This is a genomic window from Streptomyces sp. NPDC017940 (assembly GCF_044328435.1).
Taxonomy (GTDB): Bacteria; Actinomycetota; Actinomycetes; order Streptomycetales; family Streptomycetaceae; genus Streptomyces.
In genome coordinates, this window is the sequence record NZ_JBIRHJ010000001.1 from 1349397 (window position 1) to 1372893 (window position 23497).

The 23497-nt window shown below is 74.1% G+C and carries 18 protein-coding genes and 2 pseudogenes; 8 read left to right on the plus strand and 12 right to left on the minus strand.

The genetic code is table 11. From position 1 onward, the window contains the following. Positions 1-15: 15 nt before the first annotated feature. Both ACH4DX_RS05700 and ACH4DX_RS05705 read right to left on the minus strand, forming a co-directional pair. A complete protein-coding gene (locus ACH4DX_RS05700; RefSeq protein ID WP_398154089.1) occupies positions 16-1353 on the minus strand; it encodes a sensor histidine kinase in 1338 nt (445 codons plus the stop codon). Between the two features lie 318 nt (positions 1354-1671). Then, the gene (locus ACH4DX_RS05705; RefSeq protein ID WP_398122679.1) at positions 1672-2445 is read right to left on the minus strand and encodes an IclR family transcriptional regulator; all 774 of its coding nucleotides are present in this window, start codon (positions 2443-2445) and stop codon (positions 1672-1674) included. Positions 2446-2613: 168 nt separating this feature from the next. Here ACH4DX_RS05705 and ACH4DX_RS05710 point away from each other — a divergent pair, with 168 nt between their 5' ends. Together ACH4DX_RS05710 and ACH4DX_RS05715 are read left to right on the plus strand one after the other, a co-directional pair. Continuing rightward, positions 2614-4242 (plus strand): aldehyde dehydrogenase (NADP(+)), encoded by a 1629-nt coding sequence (locus tag ACH4DX_RS05710; protein WP_398154090.1) that lies wholly within the window; start codon positions 2614-2616, stop codon positions 4240-4242. Positions 4243-4246: 4 nt separating this feature from the next. Next, the gene (locus ACH4DX_RS05715) at positions 4247-4879 is read left to right on the plus strand and encodes a DUF1349 domain-containing protein (RefSeq protein WP_398154091.1); all 633 of its coding nucleotides are present in this window, start codon (positions 4247-4249) and stop codon (positions 4877-4879) included. A 25-nt stretch (positions 4880-4904) separates the two neighbouring features. On the opposite strand, the gene ACH4DX_RS05720 is transcribed toward ACH4DX_RS05715, so the two are convergent. After that, a complete protein-coding gene (locus ACH4DX_RS05720) occupies positions 4905-6044 on the minus strand; it encodes a Gfo/Idh/MocA family protein (RefSeq protein WP_398154092.1) in 1140 nt (379 codons plus the stop codon). Between the two features lie 62 nt (positions 6045-6106). Here ACH4DX_RS05720 and ACH4DX_RS05725 point away from each other — a divergent pair, with 62 nt between their 5' ends. The 3 genes from ACH4DX_RS05725 (at position 6107) to ACH4DX_RS05735 (ending at position 8586) form a co-directional block, all read left to right on the plus strand. After that, the gene (locus ACH4DX_RS05725) at positions 6107-6451 is read left to right on the plus strand and encodes a winged helix-turn-helix transcriptional regulator (RefSeq protein ID WP_398122675.1); all 345 of its coding nucleotides are present in this window, start codon (positions 6107-6109) and stop codon (positions 6449-6451) included. A gap of 156 nt (positions 6452-6607) precedes the next feature. Continuing rightward, positions 6608-7363: a DsbA family oxidoreductase gene (locus tag ACH4DX_RS05730; protein ID WP_398154093.1), complete on the plus strand. Its 756-nt coding sequence runs from the start codon at positions 6608-6610 to the stop codon at positions 7361-7363. Between the two features lie 113 nt (positions 7364-7476). Next, positions 7477-8586 carry an aminotransferase class V-fold PLP-dependent enzyme gene (locus tag ACH4DX_RS05735; RefSeq protein WP_398154094.1) on the plus strand — a complete coding sequence of 370 codons (1110 nt, stop codon included), beginning with the start codon at positions 7477-7479 and terminating at the stop codon, positions 8584-8586. 147 nt (positions 8587-8733) lie between these two features. Here the strand turns inward: ACH4DX_RS05735 and ACH4DX_RS05740 are convergent, their stop codons facing one another. Beyond that, positions 8734-9273, minus strand: a complete 540-nt coding sequence (locus tag ACH4DX_RS05740; protein WP_398154095.1) for a MarR family winged helix-turn-helix transcriptional regulator — start codon at positions 9271-9273, stop codon at positions 8734-8736. A gap of 193 nt (positions 9274-9466) precedes the next feature. Between ACH4DX_RS05740 and ACH4DX_RS05745 the strand changes: the two are divergent. After that, a pseudogene (locus tag ACH4DX_RS05745) lies at positions 9467-10528 on the plus strand (alkene reductase). Positions 10529-10651: 123 nt separating this feature from the next. Here the strand turns inward: ACH4DX_RS05745 and thpD are convergent. From thpD to ACH4DX_RS05770, 5 genes are all read right to left on the minus strand, one after another. Beyond that, positions 10652-11551 (minus strand): ectoine hydroxylase, encoded by a 900-nt coding sequence (thpD, locus tag ACH4DX_RS05750; protein WP_398154096.1) that lies wholly within the window; start codon positions 11549-11551, stop codon positions 10652-10654. A gap of 61 nt (positions 11552-11612) precedes the next feature. Next, entirely contained in the window at positions 11613-12017 is a 405-nt protein-coding gene (locus ACH4DX_RS05755; RefSeq protein ID WP_030571738.1) for an ectoine synthase, read from the minus strand. 65 nt (positions 12018-12082) lie between these two features. Further along, entirely contained in the window at positions 12083-13354 is a 1272-nt protein-coding gene (ectB, locus tag ACH4DX_RS05760; RefSeq protein ID WP_398154097.1) for a diaminobutyrate--2-oxoglutarate transaminase, read from the minus strand. 127 nt (positions 13355-13481) lie between these two features. Then, positions 13482-14039 (minus strand): diaminobutyrate acetyltransferase, encoded by a 558-nt coding sequence (gene ectA, locus ACH4DX_RS05765; protein ID WP_398154098.1) that lies wholly within the window; start codon positions 14037-14039, stop codon positions 13482-13484. Between the two features lie 432 nt (positions 14040-14471). Continuing rightward, a complete protein-coding gene (locus ACH4DX_RS05770) occupies positions 14472-15584 on the minus strand; it encodes a pyridoxal-phosphate-dependent aminotransferase family protein (RefSeq protein WP_398154099.1) in 1113 nt (370 codons plus the stop codon). Positions 15585-15727: 143 nt separating this feature from the next. On the opposite strand from ACH4DX_RS05770, the gene ACH4DX_RS05775 reads away from it, so the two are divergent. Next, a complete protein-coding gene (locus ACH4DX_RS05775) occupies positions 15728-16816 on the plus strand; it encodes an amidohydrolase family protein (protein WP_398122666.1) in 1089 nt (362 codons plus the stop codon). 123 nt (positions 16817-16939) lie between these two features. Here ACH4DX_RS05775 and ACH4DX_RS05780 read toward each other — a convergent pair whose 3' ends face one another. Continuing rightward, positions 16940-19192 (minus strand): NACHT domain-containing protein, encoded by a 2253-nt coding sequence (locus ACH4DX_RS05780; protein WP_398154100.1) that lies wholly within the window; start codon positions 19190-19192, stop codon positions 16940-16942. 432 nt (positions 19193-19624) lie between these two features. Here ACH4DX_RS05780 and ACH4DX_RS05785 point away from each other — a divergent pair, with 432 nt between their 5' ends. Continuing rightward, complete coding sequence (locus ACH4DX_RS05785) at positions 19625-20563, plus strand: SCO1860 family LAETG-anchored protein (RefSeq protein ID WP_398154101.1); 939 nt, start codon at positions 19625-19627, stop codon at positions 20561-20563. A 208-nt stretch (positions 20564-20771) separates the two neighbouring features. Here the strand turns inward: ACH4DX_RS05785 and cobC are convergent, their stop codons facing one another. Further along, positions 20772-21866, minus strand: a complete 1095-nt coding sequence (gene cobC, locus ACH4DX_RS05790) for an Rv2231c family pyridoxal phosphate-dependent protein CobC (RefSeq protein ID WP_398154102.1) — start codon at positions 21864-21866, stop codon at positions 20772-20774. A gap of 57 nt (positions 21867-21923) precedes the next feature. Next, positions 21924-23396, minus strand: a pseudogene (locus tag ACH4DX_RS05795) (cobalamin biosynthesis protein); the annotation flags it as partial. Between the last annotated feature and the right edge of the window lie 101 nt (positions 23397-23497).

Here is a 23497-nt window from a genome sequence, read left to right on the forward strand (position 1 = left end):
GGGGTGTCCTGCCTCTCAGGGGTGGGTGGGCAGGGGCAGCCGCACGCGCAGCCTCCACGTGCCGTACGGGTGGTGTGTGCCCTGGGGGTGGTGCGTGCGCCGCCCGTCGGGGGAGCCGTCGTGGGCGCCCGCCTCCGCCGTGCCGCCGAGGAGGCGGGCCCGGTCGGCGATGCCGCGCAGGCCGTGGCCGCCGCCGGGGCGGGTGGCGGGCGGTCGCGCCCCGTCCGGGAGCGGGTTCTCGGCGACGATCTCCAGGCCGGTGCCGTCGAGGCGGACGCGCAGCGTCACCTCGGAGTCCGGGCCCGCGTGTCTGAGTACGTTGCTCAGGGCCTCCTGCACGATGCGGTAGCCCTCGCGGGAGACCATGGCGGGCAGCGCCGCCGTGCCCCCCGGCCCGCCGAGGTCGACGGCGGCGTCGACGCGCAGGCCGCCCGCGCGGGTGCGGCGGAGCAGCCCGTCCAGGTCGGCTTCGAGCGTGGGCGCGGGGGCCGCGTGGCCGTCGCGCCCGCGTTCACCGCCCTCGCGGAGCACGCCGAGGACGGCGTCGAGCTCGCCGACGGTGCGGCGGGTGGTGTCCTCGATGGCGGCCAGGGCCTCGCGGACGAACTCCGGGTCCCGGTCGAGGAGTTTGCGGGCCGCGCCCGCCTGCAACGTGACGGCGCTCAGGGCGTGGCCCACCGAGTCGTGCAGCTCCCGGGCAAGGCGGTTGCGGACCGCGAGGTCGGCGGCGCGCCGCTCGGCGTCCGCGAGCCGGTCGGCGGGCGTGGGCCCGAGCAGCGCGGGCGCCCACCGGGCGAGCAGCAGGCCGGCCCCCGCGGCGCACCCCGCGAGCGCGAGAAGGGACACGGCGCCCACGACCGGCGCGAGCAGCGGCGTCCAGACGCTGTGGAGGTGTTCGGGGACGCCGATCCAGGAGTCGGTGAGGCTCACGGTCAAGGGCAGCGCGAGCAGGAACGCGGCGAACGGCACCAGGGCCAGCGTCATGCCGCTGACGATGCCGCCGAAGCCGAGGTGCAGCGTGAACCAGGCCGCGGTGCGGGCGCGCGCGGCCCGCGACCGCGGCGGCCCGTCGGCGAGCGAGGCGTCCGGTACGTCGCACAGCGCCCGTACCGCCGCCACCGACATGGGCCGGGTCAGCGGGAACAGCGCGGTGACGGCGGCGAGCGGGAGCCCGAACGCGAAGGACAGGAGCTGGGAGGCGAGGGAGCCAAGGACGACGCGGTCGCCGACCAGCGGCCCGGCCAGGATCGACCCGACGAACACATACGGCATGCAGACGGCGCCGCCGAGGACCAGATGGACCCACCGCCGCCGCGCCCGCCGCCCGACGAGAACCCCCACGAACCGCCTCACGGCGGGTGCCGGGTGCCGTCTCACGCCGGGTGCCGCAGACCGTCTCACGCCGGGCACCGCCGCGCCCCGGCCGTGCGCTCCCCGAGGGGGCACACCCCGAGGAACCGCACCCCGATGGCGGCCACGAGCGGTCCGATGATCATCTGCACAGCGTAGGTCAGGAGCACACGGCCGTGGGCTGCTCGGCCACCCCCGTAGAACCCGCGAACGACGTCGCGAACGGCCAGGCACCCCAGCACGCCACGGCCTCTCCCGGAGCCGGAAGGAGCCGGAATAAGCCTGAAGGCCGGAAGGGGCCGGTACTCGGAGGGAGAGGGGTCAGAGCCGGCGGGTGGCCAGCGTCAGCCGGTCCCGCGCGTCGAACAGCGCGTCCTTGACCATCTGCTCGTGCGCGGGCGTGAGCCGGGCCACCGGGACCGAGCAGCTGATGGCGTCCCGCGCGGGCGTGCGGTAGGGGATGGCCACGCCGAAGCAGCGCAGGCCGAGGGTGTTCTCCTCGCGGTCCACGGCGAAGCCCTGCTCGCGCACCGCGTGCAGCTCCTCGATGAGCTTCTCGCGGTCGGTGGTGGTGTGCTCGGTGAGCGAGGGCAGGGTCTCCGGCAGCATCTTGCGGACCTGCTCGTCGGTGTGGCTGGCGAGCAGCGCCTTGCCGAGCGACGTGGAGTGGGCGGGCAGCCGCCGTCCCACGCGGGTGAAAGGGCGCAGATAGTGCTGCGACTGGCGGGTGGCGAGGTACACCACGTTCGTCCCGTCGAGGCGGGCGAGGTGGATGGTCTCCGTGGTGTCGTCCGAGAGGCGGTCGAGGGTGGGGCGGGCCGCCGCGACGACCTCGTCGCCGTCGATGTACGACGTGCCGACGAGCAGCGCGCGCACCCCGATGCCGTACCGCGTCCCGGTCGCGTCCGTCTCGATCCAGCCCAGCTCGACGAGGGTGCGGAGCAGCATGTACAGGCTGGACTTCGGGTAGCCGACGGCCTCTTGGACGTCGGCGAGCGCGTGCATGCCGGGCCGGCCCGCGAAGAACTCCAGCAACTCCACCGTACGCACCGCGGACTTGACCTGCGCGCCCCCGCCCGTCTCCCCAGCAGACATCGCCCTTGACCCCTCACGTCCGACGAGAAATAGTGCCACTGCCCCCGAAGATTCAGCACCAGAGACAGCGTTCAGTATATCGAACGCCCCTCGGGGGCGGCAGCAGATCAGAGCACACGGGCAGTCGGACCAGCAGTCGGGCAAGTCGGACCAGTGGAGGGACCCGCGGTGGCAGCAGCACCAGTCTGGAGTGTCGACCCCCGAACCGGGAAGCAGCGTGAGCAGGTCGGTGCGGAAGCCACCGCCCAGGACGTGGACCGGGTGGTCGGTGCCGCGCACTCCGCGCGTGCCGCGCTCGCGGACCGCACCGCCCGCGCGGCGTTCCTGCGCGGCGCCGCCGGTCTCCTGGACGCGGCCAAGGACGACCTCGTCGCCGTGGCGGACGCGGAGACCGCCCTCGGCACCGCGCGGCTCACCGGCGAACTCGCCCGCACCTGCTACCAGTTGCGGGCCTTCGCGGACGTCGTCGACGAGGGCGCGTTCCTCGGCGTCGTCATCGACCACCCCGACGACACGGCCACACCGCCCGTTCCCGACCTGCGCCGTCACAAGATCCCGCTCGGCGTCGTCGCCGTCTACGCCGCGTCCAACTTCCCCTTCGCCTTCTCCGTGCCCGGCGGCGACACCGCGAGCGCCCTGGCCGCGGGCTGCCCCGTCGTGGTCAAGGCGCACCCCGACCACCCCGCGACGTCCGAGCGCGTCGCCGCCGTGCTGCGCGTGGCGGCCGGGCGCCACGGGATCACGGAGGACGTGGTCGGCCTGGTGCACGGCTTCGACGCGGGCGTGGAGCTCGTGCGCCACCCGCTGGTCGCCGCTGCGGGCTTCACCGGTTCGGTACGCGGGGGCCGCGCCCTCTTCGACGCGGCGGCCGCACGCCCCGTACCGATTCCCTTCCACGGCGAGCTCGGCTCCCTGAACCCGGTGGTCGTCACCGAGGCCGCGGCCGCCGAGCGCGGCGAGGAGATCGGCAGCGGACTCGCGGGCTCGATGACGCTCGGCGTCGGCCAGTTCTGCGTGAAGCCCGGCCTGGTGCTCGCGCCCGCCGGCGCGGGCGGCGACCGCCTCCTGAAGGCCCTGACGGAGGCCGTCGGCGCCACCGGCGACGGGGTGCTGCTCGACCACCGCATGCGGGACCACTTCGTCGCCGGGGTCGCCGAGCGCACCCGACTGCCCGACGTGTCCGCCCCCGTGGAGCCGGGCGCGGGCGACGAGCACACGGTGACGGCGGGATTCCTCACCGTCCCCGCCGCCAGGCTCGCCGCCGGTGGCGCCCACGACCTGCTCCTCGAGGAGTGCTTCGGGCCCGTCACCGTCGTCGCCCGGTACCGGGACGACGCCGAGATCACGGCCGTGCTCTCCCGCCTCCCCGGAAACCTCACCGCGACCGTGCACCTGTCGACCGCCGAGGCGGCAGGGACCGACGGGACCGGTGGGGCTGACGGGTCCGGTGGGGCTGACGGGTCCTATGGGGCCAGGGGGGCCAGTGGAACCAGTGGGGCCGACAGTGCCGCCGGACCCGGCAGGGGCGCGCGGCTGCTCGCCGAACTGACCCCGCTGGCGGGGCGCGTCCTGGTCGACGGCTGGCCCACCGGCGTGGCGGTGGCCCCCGCCCAGCAGCACGGCGGCCCCTACCCGGCGACGACCAGCACCGCCACCTCCGTCGGCGGCACCGCGATCGAACGCTGGCTGCGCCCCGTCGTCTACCAGAACACCCCCGAGGCGCTGCTTCCGCCGGAGCTGCACGACGCCAATCCCCTCGGACTGCCCCGCCGCTACGACGGCCGCCTGGAACACTGACGCCATGAACGCCAAGCAGACCGGAAGCCTGACCCTGCCCGAACTCCCCTTCCCCCTGCGGCCCTACGGCCCCGAGGGGAACTGGTCGTACGACGACACCGAGGGCGTCCTCACCGGCTGGGCGGGACCTCGCCAGGACCGCTTCGTGCCGCCCACCGGCGAGGCCCTGGACCCGGCGTCCGACGCGCCCCGGCTGCTCGGCGCGCCGGAGGGCGACTTCCAGCTGATCGCCCGCGTCACGGTCGGGTTCGCGGCCGCCTTCGACGCGGGCGTGCTCTATCTGCACGTGGGTGAGCGGGAGTGGGCCAAGCTGTGCTTCGAGCGCTCCCCGGACCGGCCCACGATCTGCACGGTCGTCACGCGCGGCCGCTCCGACGACGCCAACGCCTTCGTCGTGGACGGCTCGATGGTCTGGCTGCGGATCAGCCGCACCGGTATGGCGTTCGCCTTCCACGCCTCGACGGACGGCGAGCACTGGACGTTCGTGCGGATCTTCCAGCTCGGCGACGAGCGGACTGCCGCCGCCGCGCTCGTCGGCTTCCTCGCGCAGTCCCCGCAGGGCGAGGGGTGCGTGGTGACGTTCGACGGGATCGAGTTCCGCCCGAGCTGGCCGAAGGGCCTGCGCGACGGCTCGTGACCGGCAGGCGCCGGGGCGCCCCGCGTCACAGCGGCACGCGCGCGCCGGTCGCAGCGGCCCGCTCGACCGCGTCGAGCAGCCGCTGCCGCCACGCGGCGTGCGCGAAGTCCGGGACGTCCCGCGTGCCCTCGCGCAGGTCGCGCAGCACATGGGCGTACTGGACGCCGACGTTGTACGCGGCGGTGTCGCGCAGGTCGTCCAGCTCGGGCACGTCGAACAGGCGCTCGGGGACCGGGAGCTCGGTGAGCCCGTCCGCCCCGCCGCGCCCGCCGCGTACGGTCAGCCGGGCCTGCTGGAGATGACCGTGGTCACCGGTGACGACGAGGTCGCCGTCGGTGCCGTTGATCTCCCAGTGGAAGCCGGTGCCCCGCGAGAGGCCGCCCCGGAAGTGGAGGGAGGCGACGGCTCCGGACGTGAGCCTGCCGCTCACCGCGAGCTGGTCCTCGACGGTCATGGGGAGGGTGCGCCCGCTGCCTTCCTCCCGTACGAGCGGCCGCCGGGTCGCCGTGGTCGCCGAGACCTCCGCGAACTCGCCGAGCACCATCGTCAGCGCGTCCACGGTGTGCCCGAACGGAATGGTCAGCATCGTGCCGCCGTTCCTGCGGTCCAGGAGATGGGCGCCCCCGGGCTCGAAGGTGGGCCCCCAGCGGCGTCCGGAGGCGATCAGGCTGGTGGAGAGGACCTCGCCCACATAGCCGCCTGCCACCAGGTCGCGCACGTGCCGCACCGCGGGCGCGGAGCGCGCCTGGAGCCCCGCGAAGGTCCGCACCCCGGCGCGTCCGGCGGCGGCCGCCAGCTCCTCGGCCTCGCCGAGGCCGTTGCCGAGCGGCCACTCCGACAGGACGTGCTTGCCCGCCGCGAGGGCCGCGAGGACCACCTCGCGGTGCAGGGGTACGCGGACGCTGACCACGACCAGGTCGACGGCCGGGTCGGCGGCAAGACCGGCGGCGCTGTGGTGGGCGCGGGCGACGCCGTACTTCTCGGCGGCCGCCGCGGCCGACTCCGGGGTGGAGGCGGCAAGGGCGCGCAGCTCGTAGCCGGGCAGGCGGGTCAGGGCCGGGAGGTGGGAGTGCGCGGCCCAGCCGGAGCGGGCGGAGAGGCCCACGACGCCGGCGCCGACCGTCGCGGTGCCGGAGGTTCCGCGGGGGAGTGCGTTCTCGATCATGGCGAGAACGTAGGTCCCGGGGGCCGGTCACCCGCAAGGGCGGCAACTATATTCTGGAAACCATGACAGCTCAGCACGATATCTACGGCCTGCTGTGCCCCGGGCGGGAGGTGTTCGAGCTGCTGGCCAACAAGTGGACGGGCCTGGCGATCACCGCGCTCGCCGACGGGCCGCGGCGCTTCGGGGAACTGCGCGCGAAGCTGGAGGGCGTGAGCCCGAAGGTGCTCACGCAGACGCTGCGGCGCCTCGAGGAGTACGGGCTCGTGCGGCGCACGGTCTTCGCGGAGGTTCCACCACGCGTCGAGTACGCGCTCACCCCCCTGGGCAGGGGGGCGCTCGAACCCCTGGCCCACCTGCGCACCTGGATCCGCGCCAACACGCACCACTTCGGCCTGACCGGCCCGTGACGGCACCCCGGGCCGGGGAGATCGGCGGGGGGAATGGATGACGCCCGAGGCTGGGGAAGGGATGGCGCCCGTACCGGGGGAATGGATGGCGCCCGGCACGGGTTGGACCACGACGCGGAGGACGTCTCCGTTTCGTACGATCCGAGGAAGAAGCAGATGCGCGTCGAGATCTGGAGCGACATCGCCTGCCCCTGGTGCTATGTGGGCAAGGCCCGCTTCGAGAAGGCCCTCGCGGCCTTCCCGCACCGCGACGGCGTGGAGGTGGTCCACCGCTCCTTCGAGCTGGACCCCGACCGCCCCAAGGGCGACACGGCCGCGGTGATCCCGATGCTGGCGCGGAAGTACGGCATGACCGAGGCACAGGCCAAGGACGCCGAGCGCCGCCTCGGCGACAACGCGGCGGCCGAGGGCCTGGCGTACCGCACCGAGGGCCGTGACCACGGCAACACCTTCGACATGCACCGCCTCCTGCACTTCGCGGCGGAGCGGGGCGGCAGGCAGCGGCAGGACGAGCTGATCGGCCTGCTCTACCGCGCCAACTTCGCCGAGGAGCGCTCGGTCTTCGACGACACCGAACGCCTGGTGGCCCTCGCCGCCGACGCGGGCCTCGACCCGGAGGCGGCCCGCGCGGTCCTCGACGACCCCACCGCGTACGCCGACGCCGTCCGCGCCGACGAGCGCGAGGCCGCGGAACTGGGGGCGAACGGCGTCCCGTTCTTCGTCCTCGACCGCAAGTACGGCGTCTCCGGCGCCCAGCCCGCCGAGGTCTTCACCCAGGCCCTGGAGCAGGCGTGGGGCACCCGGCCCCCGCTGACGGTCATCGGTGCGGGCGGCCCGGAGAGCGCCGACGGCCCGCGAAGCGCCGACGGTGCGGCCTGCGGCCCCGACGGCTGCGAGATCCCGCGCTCCTGACACCGCGGGGACGGACGAAAGCCCTGTTCGGAGGTCATGCGTAAGCAGTGCTGAGCAGTACGCCGCAGTCATGCGCAATGGACCGCGCCCGGTCGACGGGGCAGAGTGAGCCCATGGAGAACACCGGCCAGGGCCACGACAAGTCCGTCCCGCGTCCCGAGGGCTTCACCGCTCTCGTACGCTCCGAGTTCGCCCCCCGAACCACCTACCTGAACAGCGCGAGCACCGGACTGCTGCCCGCCCGTGCCGTGAGCGCGATGCACCGGGCGGCCCTGTCCGTGGCGGCGGGCCGCCCCGAGGACATGTTCGCGGACGTGGAGGCGGCCCGCGCCTCCTTCGCGCGGCTGGTGGGCGTGGCCCCGGAGCGGGTCGCGGCGGGCGCCTCGGTCGCCGTGTACTCGGCCCTGGTCGCCGCCTCCCTGCCCGTGGGCGCCGAGGTCCTCACCGCGGAGGGCGACTTCAGCTCGACGGTGAACCCCTTCCACATACGCGGCGACCTGAAGGTGCGCGCCGTACCGCTGGAGCGGATCGCCGATTCCGTGCGGCCGGGGACGGCGCTGGTCGCGGTCAGCGCGGTGCAGTCGGCCGACGGCCGGATCGTCGACCTGGCGGCGCTGCGCGCCGCGGTCCGCACGCACGGCGCCCGTCTCTACCTGGACGCCTCGCAGGGGACCGGCTGGCTCGACCTCGCCGCGCACGTCGCGGACGTGGACTATCTGGCGTCGGTCGCCTTCAAGTGGCTCACCTGCCCGCGCGGCGTCGCGTTCTTCGTCGTACCCGCGGAGGGGGAGGACTTCGGCGGTGTGCCCCCGCTGTTCGCGGGCTGGGTCGCGGGGGAGCGCCCCTGGGACAGCTGCTACGGCCCCGTCACCGAACTCGCCCGCTCCGCGCGCCGGTTCGACGAGAGCCCGAGCCTGTTCGCGTACGCGGGGGCGCGGCACTCCCTCGACGTGATCGAGGAGCTGGGGGTGGCCGCGATCCGCGCCCACGACCTCGCGCTCGCGGACCGTTTCCGCGCCGGGCTCGCCGAGCTGGGCCACGAGCCGGTGCCCGCGCCGGGATCGCCCATCGTGTCCGTGCCCGGCCTCGGCGTCAGGCAGCGGGAACTGAGCGCGTCCGGCATCGAGGCGTCGGACCGGGAGGGCAATCTGCGGGCCGCCTTCCACCTGTACAACACCGAGGCGGACGTCCGGCGCGCCCTGGACGCGCTGCGCACCGCCTGACACGCCACCCGGACGCCTCCGCGCGCCCCCGTCACCCGACCGTGCGGGACGCCTCCGTGCGCCCCCGTCACCCGACCGTGCGTCCTCACCACGCGGCCGTTCACCCCGCCACCCGCCCGCGCGTCCGCACCGAGCGGCCGTGCGCCCTCACCGCAGGGCCGCCGCCCGGCGCGCCTCCTCCGGGCAGTCCGCCGTCTCCGTGCAGAGGTTGGCCTCGACGCGGGTGAGGAGGCGGGCGAGCTGGGCGCGATCGTCCGGGGTGAGGCCCGCCAGGGTCTGCTCCTCCAGCTCGCCCCAGGAGCGCTGGACCTCGGTGAGCAGGGCGCAGCTGGTCTCGGTGGACTCGACGAGCACCGCGCGCCGGTCCTCGGGGTCGGGGCGCCGCCGCACGTGCCCCGCCTGCTCCAGGCGCTGGAGCATCTTGGTGACCGTGGACGGGTCGAGGTCGACCGCCTTGATCAGCTCCGACTGGCGCACCGGGCCGGTGTCCCACAGGTGCATCATCAGGAACTCCTGGCCGGGGTAGAGGCCGAGGCCCTTCAGGAGCTTGCCCGCCGCGATCCGGTGCAGCCTCGCGACCCGGCTCACCAGCATCGAGACCGGGCCGTTGCGTGCGGCCAGGGGCAGCCGCGCACTACAGGCGGGGTCGTCCTGCGCGGCCCCCGCCGTGTTCGTCTCGGCCTTCATCGGAACTCCTGCCCGTTCGGTCGGCGCGGCCTGTCCGCCGCCGTCGCCACCAGTGTGGTCCTGCGACTCCCACGAGATTAACTTGGTCGGCCAAGAAATGCGCTACAGTGACTCCCGGTCGAATTGATTGGCCGACCAATCTTTGCCCGGTACGACTTTCAGCAGGCCCCTCCTCATACGTCCTGGAGCCGTGATGACCACCGCGTTCGACCCGATCGACCTGTCCGGCCTCGTACTCCCCAACCGCATCGCCCTCGCGCCGATGACCCGCAGCCGGGCGGGCGCGGGCGGCGTGCCCACCGGCCTCACCGCCGAGTACTACGCCCAGCGCGCCGGTGCCGGGCTCCTGATCACCGAGGGCGTGCAGCCCTCCCCGGTGGGCTAGGGCTACCCGGGCACCCCGGGGCTGCACAGCGCCGAGCAGATCGCGGGCTGGCGCGAGGTCACCGACGCCGTGCACGCCGCAGGCGGCCGGATCTTCGCGCAGCTCATGCACACCGGCCGCGTCGGCCACCCCGTGCTGCTGCCCGACGGCCTGGTGAACGTCGGCCCGTCCCCGGTCGCCGCGCGGGGCCAGGTGTACACGCACGAGGGACCCAAGGACTTGGTCACGCCCCGGGAGCTGACCGGCGACGAGGTGCGCGCCACCATCGGCGACTTCGTCACCGCCGCCCGCAACGCCGTCGACGCGGGCTTCGACGGGGTGGAGCTGCACGGCGCCAACGGCTACCTCATCCACCAGTTCCTCGCGCCCGGCTCCAACCGGCGCACCGACGAGTGGGGCGGCTCGCCGGAGAACCGCATCCGGTTCGCGGTGGAGGTCGCCAAGGCCGTCGTTGCCGAGATCGGGGCCGCGCGCACCGCGATCCGCCTGTCGCCCGGCAACCCCTTCAACGACATCGAGGAGCCCGAGCCCGAGCTGACCTACCCGGCCCTGGTGCGCGAGCTGGACGCGCTCGGCCTCGCCTATCTGCACATCCTGGAGGCGAGCCCGATCCGCGACCTGGTCACCACCCTGCGCAAGAACTTCGACGGGCCGTTCGTCCTCAACCCGGCCACCGAGGGCCCCACCGGCCACGACGAACTCGCCCTGATCGAGGACGGCACCGCCGACCTCATCTCCTTCGGCGCGCTGTTCCTCGCCAACCCGGACCTGCCGGCCCGGCTGCGCACGCGCGGCCCGTACAACACCCCGGACCAGTCCACCTACTACGGCGGCGACGCCAAGGGCTACACGGACTACCCGGCGCTCTGACCCCCGTACGCACATACAGCCGTAGCCGCAGCCGCAGCCGCAGACATAGACACAGCCGCAGCCGCAGACGCGCGCGGGCCCGGGACCTGACCAGGTCCCGGGCCCGCGCACGTCGCTGCGGCGTCACCCCACGGGGGTGAAGTCCCGCGCGCCGATGAAGTCGGGGCGCCTGACCGGCGCCGCGAACGGCTCGACCGCCGTGTTCTCCACGCTGTTGAACACCAGGAAGACGTTCGAGCGGGGGTAGGGCGTGATGTTGTCCCCGGAGCCGTGCATGGCGTTGCAGTCGAACCACGTCGCCGAACCGGCCTCACCCGTGAACAAGCGGATGCCGTGCTCGGACGCCAGCTTGGTGAGCGCCTCGTCCGAGGGCGTGCCCGCGTCCTGCATCTGGAGCGACTTCTTGTAGTTGTCCTTCGGCGTCTCGCCCGCGCAGCCGAGGAACGTCCTGTGCGAGCCGGGCATGATCATGAGCCCGCCGTTGGTGTCGTGGTTCTTGGTGAGCGCGATCGACACCGAGACGGTCCGCATGTTCGCGAGGCCGTCCTCCGCGTGCCAGGTCTCGAAGTCCGAGTGCCAGTAGAAGCCGGAGGCCCCGAAGCCGGGCTTCACGTTGATGCGGGACTGGTGGACGTACACGTCCGAGCCGAGGATCTGCCGGGCGCGGCCGACGACGCGCGGGTCGGCGGCGAGGCGCGCGAAGACCTCACTGATCTTGTGCACCTCGAAGATCGACCTGATCTCCTGGGAACGCGGCTCGACGATGGAGCGCTCGTCCGCGCGCATCGCCGGGTCGTTGATCAGGCGCTCCAGCTCCGCGTGGTACTCGGTCACCTCGTCCGGCGTGATGAGCTGCTCGATCGCCAGGAATCCGTCGCGCTCGAACCCCGCGAGTTCGTCGGCCGACGCCGGACCCGGGGTACCCGGCTCGGACCACACGACGGGGTCCCTGCGCTCGATGAGCACCTCGTCGGTGCCTCGGGTCGGGTACAGGTCGGCGGTGCGTTCGGGTGCGGTGGTCATGGTGGTGCCTGCCTCTCCTCTCGTACGGCCCTGGTGCGGGATGTCTGTGGGGGGTGCGGTCCTACTCGGCGTCCGGCTCGGTGAGCAGCGGGTAGACGCCGTTCTCGTCGTGGTCCTCACGGCCGGTCACCGGCGGGTTGAAGACGCACAGGCAGTGGAAGTCCTCCTTCACCCGCAGGGTGTGCTTCTCGTGCCCGTTCAGCAGGTACATGGTGCCGGGGGTGATGACGTGGGTCTCACCGTTGGTGTGGTCGGTGAGCTCCGCCTCGCCCTTGGTGCACACCACGGCCTCGATGTGGTTCGCGTACCACATGGAGGTCTCCGTACCCGCGTACAGGATGGTCTCGTGCAGCGAGAAGCCGACGCGCTCCTTGGCGAGCACGATGCGCTTGCTCTCCCAGGTGCCCGACGCGGCCTTGACGTGCCGGTCGGTGCCTTCAATGTCCTTGAACGAACGGACGATCACAGTGGGTGCTTCCTGTTCTGTGCTGGGTTTGTACGGTACGAGGGTCTCGGCGCGGCGCAGTGCGCTCAGGCGGTCTCGCGGACCGCGCGGGCGAGCGTGCGCAGGCCCTCGTCGAGCTCGTCGGCCGTGATGGTCAGGGCCGGGAGCAGCTTGACGACCTCGCTCTCGGGACCGGAGGTCTCGATGAGCAGGCCGAGCTCGAAGGCCCGCTTGGCGACGGCGCCGGCGCGCTCCTTGTCGCGGAACTCGATGCCCCACACCAGACCGCGGCCGCGGTACTCGACGGTGGCCTCGGGGTGCTCGTCACGGATGGCGACGAGGGCCTGCTCGACCTGCTCGCCGCGGGCCCGGGTCTGCTTCTCCATGGCCGAGCCGTCGGCCCAGTACGTCTCCAGGGTCGCGGCGGCCGTCACGAACGCCGGGTTGTTGCCGCGGAAGGTGCCGTTGTGCTCGCCGGGCTCCCACACGTCGAGCTCGGGCTTGAAGAGCGTGAGGGCCATGGGCATGCCGTAGCCGCTGATGGACTTGGAGACGGTGACGATGTCCGGCGTGATGCCCGCCTCCTCGAAGGAGAAGAAGGGGCCCGTGCGGCCGCAGCCCATCTGGATGTCGTCGACGATGAGCAGCATGTCCCAGCGCTTGCAGACGTCGGCGAGCTGCCGCAGCCACTCGGCGCGCGCGACGTTGATGCCGCCCTCGCCCTGCACCGTCTCCACGATCACGGCGGCGGGCTGGTTCAGGCCGGACCCGGAGTCCTCGAGGAGGCGCTCGAACCAGATGAAGTCGGGGGTGCGCCCGTCCAGGTAGTTGTCGAACGGCATCGGTGTGCCGTGCACCAGCGGGATGCCGGCGCCGGCGCGCTTGAAGGCGTTGCCGGTCACCGCGAGCGAGCCGAGCGACATGCCGTGGAAGGCGTTGGTGAACGACACGATGGACTCGCGGCCCTTGACCTTGCGGGCCAGCTTCAGCGCGGACTCCACCGCGTTGGTGCCCGTCGGGCCCGGGAACATGACCTTGTACGGCAGGTCGCGCGGGCGCAGAATCAGGTTCTGGAAGGACTCGAGGAAGGCACGCTTGGCCGTCGTCGACATGTCGAGGCCGTGGGTGACGCCGTCCCGCTCGATGTAGTCGATCAGGGCGCGTTTGAGCACCGGGTTGTTGTGGCCGTAGTTGAGCGAGCCGGCGCCCGCGAAGAAGTCGAGGTACTCATGACCGTCCTCGTCGAACATGCGGCTGCCCTGCGCGCGGTCGAAGACGGTGGGCCAACCGCGGCAGTAGCTGCGCACCTCCGACTCCAGGGTCTCGAAGACGCTCAGGTCGGGCTGGGTGATGGTCACAGCGAATCTCCTGGGAGATGGAATGTCGTGAGGGGTTTGAGTGGACGGGAGTCGCGCCCCGGCAGGTGACGGAGTGTCAGCACTGAACCGTGGCGGCGGCCGGGGCGCCATGCCCCGTGAGCCGAGGTCAGAAGGACAGCGGAGCGATGTCGTAGAGGACTTCGGGCTCGTGCCCGCCGTCGTCACCGGGAAACAGGGCCGCGTCGAACAGCACGGTCCGCTCGACGCCCGCCCCGTGCCGCTCGGCGAACGACAGGAACAGCCGCTCGGAGGCGGTGTTGCCCGGAGTGATGGTGGTCTCCAGGGCGTCGAGGCCGCGGTCCGCGGCGACCTTCGCGGCGAGCCCGTCGAGCAGCGCACCGGCGAGGCCCCGGCCACGGTGTGCGTGGTCGACGGCCGCCTGCCAGACCACCAGGGTGCGCGGCTTGTCGGGGCGGATGTAGCCGGTGATGAAGCCTGCGGGCGCGCCGTCGGCCTCCCTGGCCACCACGGACGTCGCCGCGAAGTCGCGACACCACAGCAGGTAGCTGTACGACGAGTTGAGGTCGAGGACCTTGGAGTCGCGGGCGATCCGCCAGATCGCGGCACCGTCGGCGACACCCGGGGTGTCGAGTCGCAGCCCCTCGGGCATTCCGAGGAATTTCGCTTGCAGGTCGGTCGGTAGATCGGCTTGTGCAGCGGTCATGCGGATTGAATTTACCGAGCAATTTCTGGGATTGCATCGGGGAAAGGGGTTACGCCACGGCCTCCTGTCTGTTATCACGCATGCGCGTACGCCCGCATGAGCGGCTGGTGTTTCATAGGGATTTGTCCAGTTTATATCCGGCATTACGGGCGCTCTGTGGAGTGCGTCACAGAGCCATAAGGTCGACTGGATGCGCCCGGATTGCGACCTTTGACTCTTACAAAACCTTAGTGTTTAGCCTTCACGAAAGCGGGCAGAAGAATACGGCAAGCTGTTCGTATTAGGAATTCATTAAAGCGTGCGCATGGAATTCGCGGGTGAATTGTCGTGGAGGTTTGCGTGGCCGCGCACCACCGCCGCGGAAGGCGGCGGCGCGCGACCGTCCCGTCCCCTCGTGTTCCCTCGTGTCCCCTACATGCCCCTGCGTGCCCCCTACGCCCAGGCAGCCGTCACCGCGCGCCGGGCCGCCTCCAGATCGACCGCGCGCCCCGTCCCGCCCGTCGTCTCGCCCATCGCGGCGCCGAGGGCCGCCAGGCAGCCGTGCACCACGCCGCGCGTGGCGTTCGGACCGTAGTGGTTGACGCGGATCATCTCCTTCGCCAGCGCACCGCCGCCCGCGACCAGCGGCAGGACCGGGTCGGCCGCGAGCGCCCGCGCGACGAGGGCGGAGGCGTCGACCCCCTGTGGGACGCGCAGCGTCGTGGCGACGGGAGCGGCGTCCGACGCCGCGTGCACATACGGCTCGAGGCCGCCGCCGAGCGCCACCGCGCCCGCGCGCGTCGCCGCGGCGGCCGTGGCGTGCCGCCGCATGAGCGCGTCCAGACCCTCCGCCTCGATACGCTCCACGCACGCCTCGAGCGCCAGCATCTCCAGCTGCGCGGGCGCGTGCAGGAGCGCCTTGCGGCCGCCGTCGATCCACCGCTCCTTCCAGTCGAGCAGCGACAGGTACGAGCGGCGCGGGGCCTGCGGGTTGGCGGCGAGCCGCTGCCAGGCCCGCTCGCTCACCGACACCGCGGAGACACCCGCGGGACCGCCCATCGCCTTCTGCGCGCCGATCACGCACAGGTCCACGCCCCACGCGTCCGGGAGCAGCGGCTCGGCGGCCACCGACGCCACGGCGTCGAGCATGAACAGGGCGCCGTGCGCCCGCACGACCTCCCCGATCTCCGCGACGGGGTTGGTGTTGCCGGTGGCCGCCTCCGCGTGCACGAGCGACACGAAGTCGATCTCCGGGTTCCCGGCGAGGGCCTCCTCGACCCGCGCGGCGGTCACCGCGGTGTGGAACGGCACGGTGAGGTCGACGACCGTGGCGCCGCAGTCCCGCAGCCAGTCGCCGAAGGTCTGCCCGTACGGCCCCGTGATCACGTTCAGGGCGGTGGTGCCGGGCCGCGCGGCGCCGCGGATGCAGCCCTCGAGCGGCAGCAGCGCCTCGCCCTGCATGATCACGACGTCCTGCCCGGTGTCCAGGAGCCGGGCCACCCGGTCCTCGATGGCGGCGAAGTGCGCGGCGCCGAGCGGCGCCAGGTCAAGGAAGGGGTGGGTCACGCTGCTGCTCGCTTCGGTGAGGGGTCTGTACGGCGGGTCGGTCGCGGCGGCCGCGGGCACGGGCCCCGGCCGCTCGCCGTCGAGCGTACCGACTGCCGAAGTCAGCCCTCTCGCCCGCCACGGTCCTGTCTAAGCTGCTGCCCATGAGCGATCGCGCGGTGCTGCACGTGAAGGGGCGGGTGCTCGTCGGGCCCGATGACGTACGGGACGAACTGTGGGTGGTCGGCGGGCGGGTGACCTACCGGCGCCCCGCCGCCGCGGACACCAGCACGGTCCGGGGCTGGGCGCTGCCGGGCCTGGTCGACGCGCACTGCCACGTGGGTCTGGACGCGCACGGCCCGGTTCCGCCGGAGGAGGCCGAGAAGCAGGCGCTCACCGACCGCGACGCGGGCGCGCTGCTCCTGCGGGACGCGGGCTCGCCGTCCGACACCCGCTGGATCGACGACCGCGAGGACCTCCCGAAGATCATCCGCGCGGGGCGGCACATCGCCCGCACCCGCCGCTACATCCGCAACTACGCCCACGAGATCGAACCGGACGACCTCGTCGCGTACGTCGCCCGCGAGGCCCGGCGCGGCGACGGCTGGGTCAAGCTCGTCGGCGACTGGATCGACCGCGACGCGGGCGACCTCACCGCGTGCTGGCCGCGCGGCGCCGTCGAGGCGGCCATCGCCGAGGCCCACAGGCTCGGCGCCCGGGTCACCGCCCACTGCTTCGCCGAGGACTCGCTGCGCGACCTCGTCGAGGCGGGCATCGACTGCGTCGAGCACGCCACCGGCCTCACCGAGGACACCGTCCCGCTGTTCGCCGAGCGCGGCGTCGCGATCGTCCCTACGCTCGTCAACATCGCCACCTTCCCGCAGCTCGCCGCCGGCGGCGAGAAGAAGTTCCCCCAGTGGTCCGCCCACATGCGCCGCCTGCACGCCCGCCGCTACGACACCGTGCGAGCCGCCTACGACGCGGGCGTTCCCGTGTACGCGGGCACCGACGCGGGCGGCTCCCTCGCCCACGGCCTGATCGCCGGCGAGGTCGCCGAACTCACCAAGGCGGGCATCCCGGCCGTCGAGGCCCTGTCCGCCGCCGTGTGGTCCGCCCGGGACTGGCTCGGGCGGCCCGGGCTCGTGGAGGGGGCTCCGGCGGACCTCGTCGTGTACGGGCAGGACCCGCGGGCCGACGTGCGGGTGCTGGGGGCGCCGGAGGCGGTGGTGGTGAACGGGCGGGTGGTGGGCTGAGGGGGCGACGCGCAAGGGGCTTGAACTTTCGCCGGGCGGCGAGATCTCAGCCCGTCCGGCGTTTGAGGACGAGGCGCGGAGCGCCGGCAAAGGGCTGGGGTCCAGGGGGCGCAGCGCCCCTGGTTACGGGAAGGGGCGGGACTGGGGCGCCCCCGCGACGGCCCCCGGCGCCCCGGCGGCCAGATGGCGTTGCAGGTCGATGTGCCGGAACTGGTACACCGCCCCCGCCTGCCGCAGCACCCCGCGCTGCTCATGCGCGTCCCGTAGAAACGCCATGAGGTTCCACGGCAACCGGTGCCGCACCGCCAGATAGGCCTTGGCCAGCAGAAAGTCCGCCCAGGCCGTCGGCAGCGGCCCGGTGGCGAGCCCGGCCGCCAGCCCGCCCCCGATGCCCACGACGAGCCCCCCGAGCAACCCCCCGGCGAACAGCACCCCGAGCGCGTACACGAGCCCCACCACCAGCGCGGCCGCGGTCCCGATGACGAGGAACGTACGCCGGTCGAGAGCGAGCAGAGTGCCGGGACCGATCGCGGTGGTGAGGTCGGGCTTCTCGACGCCGATCCCGCCCACGAGGGCGCCCGCGAACCCGACGGCGAGCCCGCACACCACCCCGCCGGCGACCCCGGCGGCGAGTCCCCCCGCGAGCCCGCCAGCGAGACCGAAGGCGAGCCCCACCGAGAGCCCGGACCGGAGCCGACCCGACGACCGGCGCAGCCGCGGCCGGGTCCCCGGCGTGCTGGGGCGCTGGAGCAGCGCCACCGTGCCTCCGTACACGAGGCCGCCCGAACCGCCCGTCGCGAGCCCGGGCCCCGTCCCGAGGACCAGACCCACCGCGAGCCCGCCGCCGAGGCCGAACGCGAGTGCGGAGACCAGGCCCGAGGACAGCCGCAGCGTCCCCACGCCCATCGCCCGGTGGAACTCCCACCAGGCGAGGTCGGAGCCGCCGCCGTGGTGCGCGGCCAGATGCCGGGCGAGGAACACGAGCACGTGCCGCGCCCGCTCCGCCGTCCACCGCGGCGGGCGGGGGCCGTACGGGGCGTAGGCGGCCGGGATGAAGGCGTTGAACAGATGCGTGTCGAGAGCCGCCCGGGTGGGGAAGGCGACGGGGTCGCACAGGGTGTCGGGGTGGGGGACGGGCTCGCCGCGGGCGCCGGGGGAGGTGGTGTGGGCCGGGTCCTGGGGTAGGGCGTGCGGGTCATGGGTGGTGCGGGCCGGGTCCTGGGGTAGGGCGTGCGGGTCATGGGTGGTGCGGGCCGGGTCCTGGGGAAGGGCGGTGGTGTGGGCCGGGTCCTGGGGAAAGGTGCGCGGGTTATGGATGGTGCGGGCCAGGAACAGGCCGAGCGGGGTGCTCAGGGCCTGTCCCACGGGGGTGTCCGTGCCCAGGTGGCTCACCACGCGCCGCCAGCGCTCGGCGGCGGGCGCGTGCGGGCCACCCGCGTCACGGCGCAGATACGCCGCAGCCTGCGCGGCGGTGAGCGGCAGGAGCTGGATGCCCGCGGCGCCGTTGAGGCGCACGGCCCCCGCGCTGCGGGCGAGGGCGGCCCGGTAGCCGTCGGTACGGCAGGCGAGCACCACGGGCTGCTTCGCGGACAGCGCCCCGTTGACCGCGGCCAGCGCCCGCGGGTGCAGGGCGGGCGGCAGCTCGTCGAAGCCGTCGAGCAGCGGCAGTATCCGCCGCTCGTCGAGCAGCGCCCGCGCGAGCCCGCCCCCGGTGCCCGCCGCCGGGGCGCGCAGCGCCGGATGGCTGCGCCGCAGCTGCTCGGCCAGCCAGTCCGTCAGCTCCTCGCGGGCCGGGTCCCAGGACGCCAGCGAGAACAGCACGGGTACGAGACCGCCCGCCGTGCGCCGTTCGCACAGGTCCTCGAGGAGCCGGATCAGGAGCACCGTCTTGCCCGCGCCCGGCTCCCCCAGCACGACCAGGCGCCCGGTGGGCACCCGGTCGGAGAACACCTCGCCGATCTGCGCGCCGGACCCGGCGAGGCCCGCCGGGTCCGCGGGCCACGCGGCGGGGTCCCCGGGCGGGCCGCCGGGCCAGGCACGGGGCAGATACGTCAACAGGCTCCAGGGTTCCACGAGTTCGGCGTCGGCGCCGCGCCAGGAGACCGGCAGCGGGTAGGGGTCGTTCACCCGCCGGAGCCGGGCCTCGGCGGCCCACTGCCTGCGCACCGCGTGCGCCAACTGGTCGGCGGCGAGGTCCAGGTCCACGGGACCCGCCCCGGCGGCCTGGTGCCGGAAGGCGGCCCAGGCCAGGTACAGCGGCGCCATCGCGGGCAGCAGCGTCGCGGCCGTCGCCGCCGTGCCCAGCGCGAAGTACCGGGCGAGGGCCAGCGCCCCGACCGTACCGAGCACCACGAGCAGCAGGTACCGGACCCCCACGGGCCCCGGCCCGCCCCCCTCCGCACGCCGCACCCAGCCATAGTGCCCTGCCCGCCGCCCGTTGCTCATGGCCCGTGCCTCCCGTGCGTTGACGGGGAGTTACCCGTACGGGCCCGGACTCGTTGTACGTCCCCTCGGCGCGCCCCACTGTCAACAGGGCGACCCCGCTTGTCACCCCCTCGCCCCCGGCACGGACGGGAGTCACGGGACCCGAGGGAACGCCCGTGCCGCCGGATTCGAATGCATCGGCGGAAACCTCTCCTTGGAGTGAACTCACGTCAGGTTGCTGACCGTTCACTCTCCGTGCGTAAAGATTCCCGGAGTCGGGGCGCCGCAGGACGCGCCCCGGCATCCGCGGTGCCCCGCGCACGCGATGTCCCCGTGTGGCGTGCGCGGCCGGCACTTCCGTGACTCATGTGAGGTTCCACCACCTTGACCAGCAACGCCTTCCGCAGACTGCCCGCCCGCCGCACCGTCGCCGTCGTCGCCGCCACCCTCGCCACCGCGAGCTGTACGGCGCTCGCCTCCGCGGGCACCGCCCACGCCACCGACGACGACCGCGGTGGCCGCGCGAGCGCCGTCGTGCTCCGCACCGGCCTCGACGTGTCCCTGCTCGACAAGACGGTGAACCTTCCGCTGAACACCGCGCTCAACGACGTGTCCGCGCCCGCGAACGCCACGAAGTCCACGCTCACCGCGAAGCTCGACGGAGTCGAGGGCGGCCGCCCCTTCCACGTGCTGCGCGCGGACGTGGCGACCGCGCGGGCCACGGTGAGGAGCGGCACGGCGGAGGGGTACAGCAACCTCGTGCGCGCCAAGGTGCACCTGCCCGCGCTGCCGGCGCTGCCCCTCGTCGCCGTGGACCAGGTGACGTCCAGGGCCGTGTGCGTGTCGGGCAAGCGGCCCGTTGCCGAGTCGGAGCTGCTCGGCGGTGTGACCGTGCTCGGCAAGCGGGTCGCGCTGCGGGCCGCGGGCTCCACGCAGGTCGCCGTGCCCGGCGTCGGTGAGGTGCGGCTCGACCTGTCCTCGACGCGGACCACGTCCCGTACGGCGGCGGCGGTCGCCCTGCGGCTCAAGGTGTCCGTGGATCCGCTGAAACTCGGGGTCGCGGCGGTGGAGGGGACCGTCACGCTGGCCGGGGCCGACTGCACCGTGCCCGGGCCCGGGGCCAAGCCGCTGCCGCGGCCGCAGGAGGAGGAGCCCGTGCCGCAGGGCAAGGCGGCGGAGCCGGTCGTCGCCGAGAAGGAGGCCCCCGACGACAACCTCGCCGAGACCGGCGGCAGTTCGGCCACCCCGTACGTGGCCGGAGGCGCCGTCGCCCTCCTCCTCGCCGGAGGTGGCACGCTGGCCTACACCCGCCGCCGCCGCTGACCAGCGACCCGGGTCGGGGCACCGTATCCCCCGGCCCGGGGCCGGGTTGCCCCCTCCGCCAGCCATGACGGCACCGTCGGCCTGGGCTGTGCCCACCCGTTCCGCCCTCTGGGCGGCCCAGCTGCCCACAGGAGGACGGACAGCGGGCCGCCAGGGGCGGGAACGGGTGGGGCACAGCCCGCGGCGCGCGGTGCGAAGACGTGGGGGCTCAGGACGTGACGCGCAAGACCGCCCGCAGGGCGGAGAGGAAGGCGTCCGTGGTGGCGCGGTCGCGAACCGCGACGCGCACCCACTCGGGCCCCAGGCCAGGAAACGTGTCGCCGCGCCGCACAGCGAACCCCCGCTCCCGCAACCGCGCCCGCACCTCCCGCGCCCCGTCCACCCGCACCAGCACGAACGGCCCCTCCGCGGGCCCCGCCACCGACACGCCCGGCACCTCGACGAGCCCCGCCACCAGACGCGCCCGCTCGGCGGCGACACGGTGCGCCACATGCCCCGCCTCCGCGAGCGCACGCGGCCCCACGCACGCCTGCGCCGCGGCGAGGGCGGGCGAGGACACCGGCCACAGCGGCTGGGCGCGGGCGAGTTCGGCGACGACGTCCGGGTCGGCCAGGACATAGCCGATGCGCAGCCCCGCGAGGCCCCATGTCTTCGTCAGGCTCCGCAGCACCACGAGCCCCGGCACGTCCACGCGTCCCGCCAGGGCCTCCCGCTCACCGGGGACCGCGTCCATGAACGCCTCGTCCACCACCAGGATCCGCCCGGGCCGAGCGATCCCGATCAGGTCCGCCGCCGGGTGCAGGACCGACGTGGGGTTCGTCGGGTTGCCGACGACGACCAGGTCGGCGTCCGCGGGCACGGCGTCAGGATCGAGGCGGAAACCGTCAGCGGCCCGCAACACCACCCGCCGCACCCGGTGCCCGGCGTCGCGCAGCGCGGCCTCCGGCTCGGTGAACTGCGGATGCACGACCACCGGCCGCCGCACCCGCAGCGCCCGCGCGAGCAGCACGAAGGCCTCCGCCGCCCCCGCCGTCAGGAGCACCCGCTCCGGTACCACCCCGTGCCGCGCCGCCACCGCCGCCCGCGCGGCCCGCCCGTCCGGATAGGCGGCGAGCCCGTCGAGCGAATCCGCGACACACTGCTTCAGCCACGCGGGCGGCGTACCGGCACGGACATTGACGGCGAGGTCGACGAGCCCGCCACCGCCGCGCACCTCGGCGTCCCCGTGATGCCGCAGATCGACCTCCGCCTCGGCCTCGTACCCCGCCTCGGCCTCCGGCCCCGCGTCAGTGGAAGTGCCCATGGCTGCCGCCGCTCTCATGCTCGTCCTCGTGCTCGTGCTCGTACGCGTAGGGGGTCGTCACTGGTGCTCATCGGCAGGAGCGGGCGGTCGGTGGCCGCCGGGCGGCGTCACCATGCGGCCCGCGACCGTCCGGGTCGCGGAGTTGCCGACGATCACCACGGCCGTGCGGTCGACGTCGTCCGGTGCGAGCGCGGCCAGGGTCGTCAGGCGCACCCTCTCGTCGGGGTGCACCCTCCCGCCGGGGTGCGCGGCATCGCGTACGACGCCCACGGGGGTGGTCGGCGCGCGGTGTTCGGCAAGGAGCCGCAGGGCCCTCGGCAGCCGCTGCCCGACGTCGCCGGGGCGCTCGGCGCCGCAGGCGTACGGGGCGTGCAGCGTCACCACCAGGTCCACCTCCGCCGCCGCCCGCACCCGGCGCTCCACGAGCTCCCACGGTGTGCGCGCGTCGGACCAGGCGATCGAGACGTGGTCGTCGCCGAGGGGAGCGCCGAGCAGCGCCGCGGCCCCGGCCGCGGCCGTCACCCCGGGCACGCCCACGACGTCGATGCCGTCCCCCGCGTCGGCGAGCGCGGGCGACGCCAGCGCGTGCCCGGCGTGCCCACCGGTGTCTCCCGGTTCGACCAGGGCGACGGCCCGCCCCGCCCGGGCCTCGGCCACGGCCGTGCGGACCCGCTCCTCCTCGGCGCCGGGACCCGAGGCGACGACGCGCGTCCCCGGCCGCAGCAGGTCCCTGATCCGCTCGACGTACCCGTCGAGGCCCACGAGCACCCCGGCCCGCCGCAGTTCGTCCAGGGCGCGCGGCGTGAGCAGGTCCCGGTCGCCGGGGCCGAGGCCCACCACGGCGAGGCGCCCCCGCGCGGACCGCCGCACCACGGCGCACGTGGCGCGCGCGGGCCCGCCGTCGGGCCGCTCCGACTTCCGCTTGGGCACGAGGAGTTCGCCGCCGCCGCGCAGCGCCGCGGCCTCGGCGACCGACGGCGTCCCGACGGCGGCGAGCGGTGCCCGTGAGGGGTGGGGCACCTCCACCTCTGCCAACTCGGCGGCGGGGTACGTCACCAGCGGCACCCCGAGGCGCGCCGCCGCCCCGGCCACCCCGGCCTCGTCCCCCTTGCCCGCGACGGTGGCCAACTCCCGTACGCACAGCGCGGAGAGCCCCGCGGCCCGCAGCGACTCCCGCACCAGCTCCAGGACCTCGTCGACGGGCGCGCCGCTGCCCGCCCCGACGCCCACGACCAGGGAGGGCGGCCGGAGCGTGACCTCGCGCAGCGACGGCGTGCAGGTGCGGTCGGATATCCGCACGGTCGCCCGGCCGGGCCGCTGTCCTTCGCCGGGCGCGGCGAGGGGAGTGACATTGGGCGGCAGGGCGGGCAGGGGCCACGCCAGCTCCGCGTCCAGGGCCACGGGCTCACCGCCGAGGACGGCCCGCGTCACCCCGGCGATGTCGCCCTCCACGGGGAACCCCAGCGTGTCGAACCCGGCGTCGCCGAATGCTGCCCTGCCGGTGGGCGCGACTTCGGCCATGGGGAGTACCTGGTGTCTCTTGAACGTGGCGGACGGCGGAACGAACGTGACGGACAGCGGAACAGCGGACAACCGCCGAGAATAGATCGGGCGCCGGGGGAGCGGTGCGG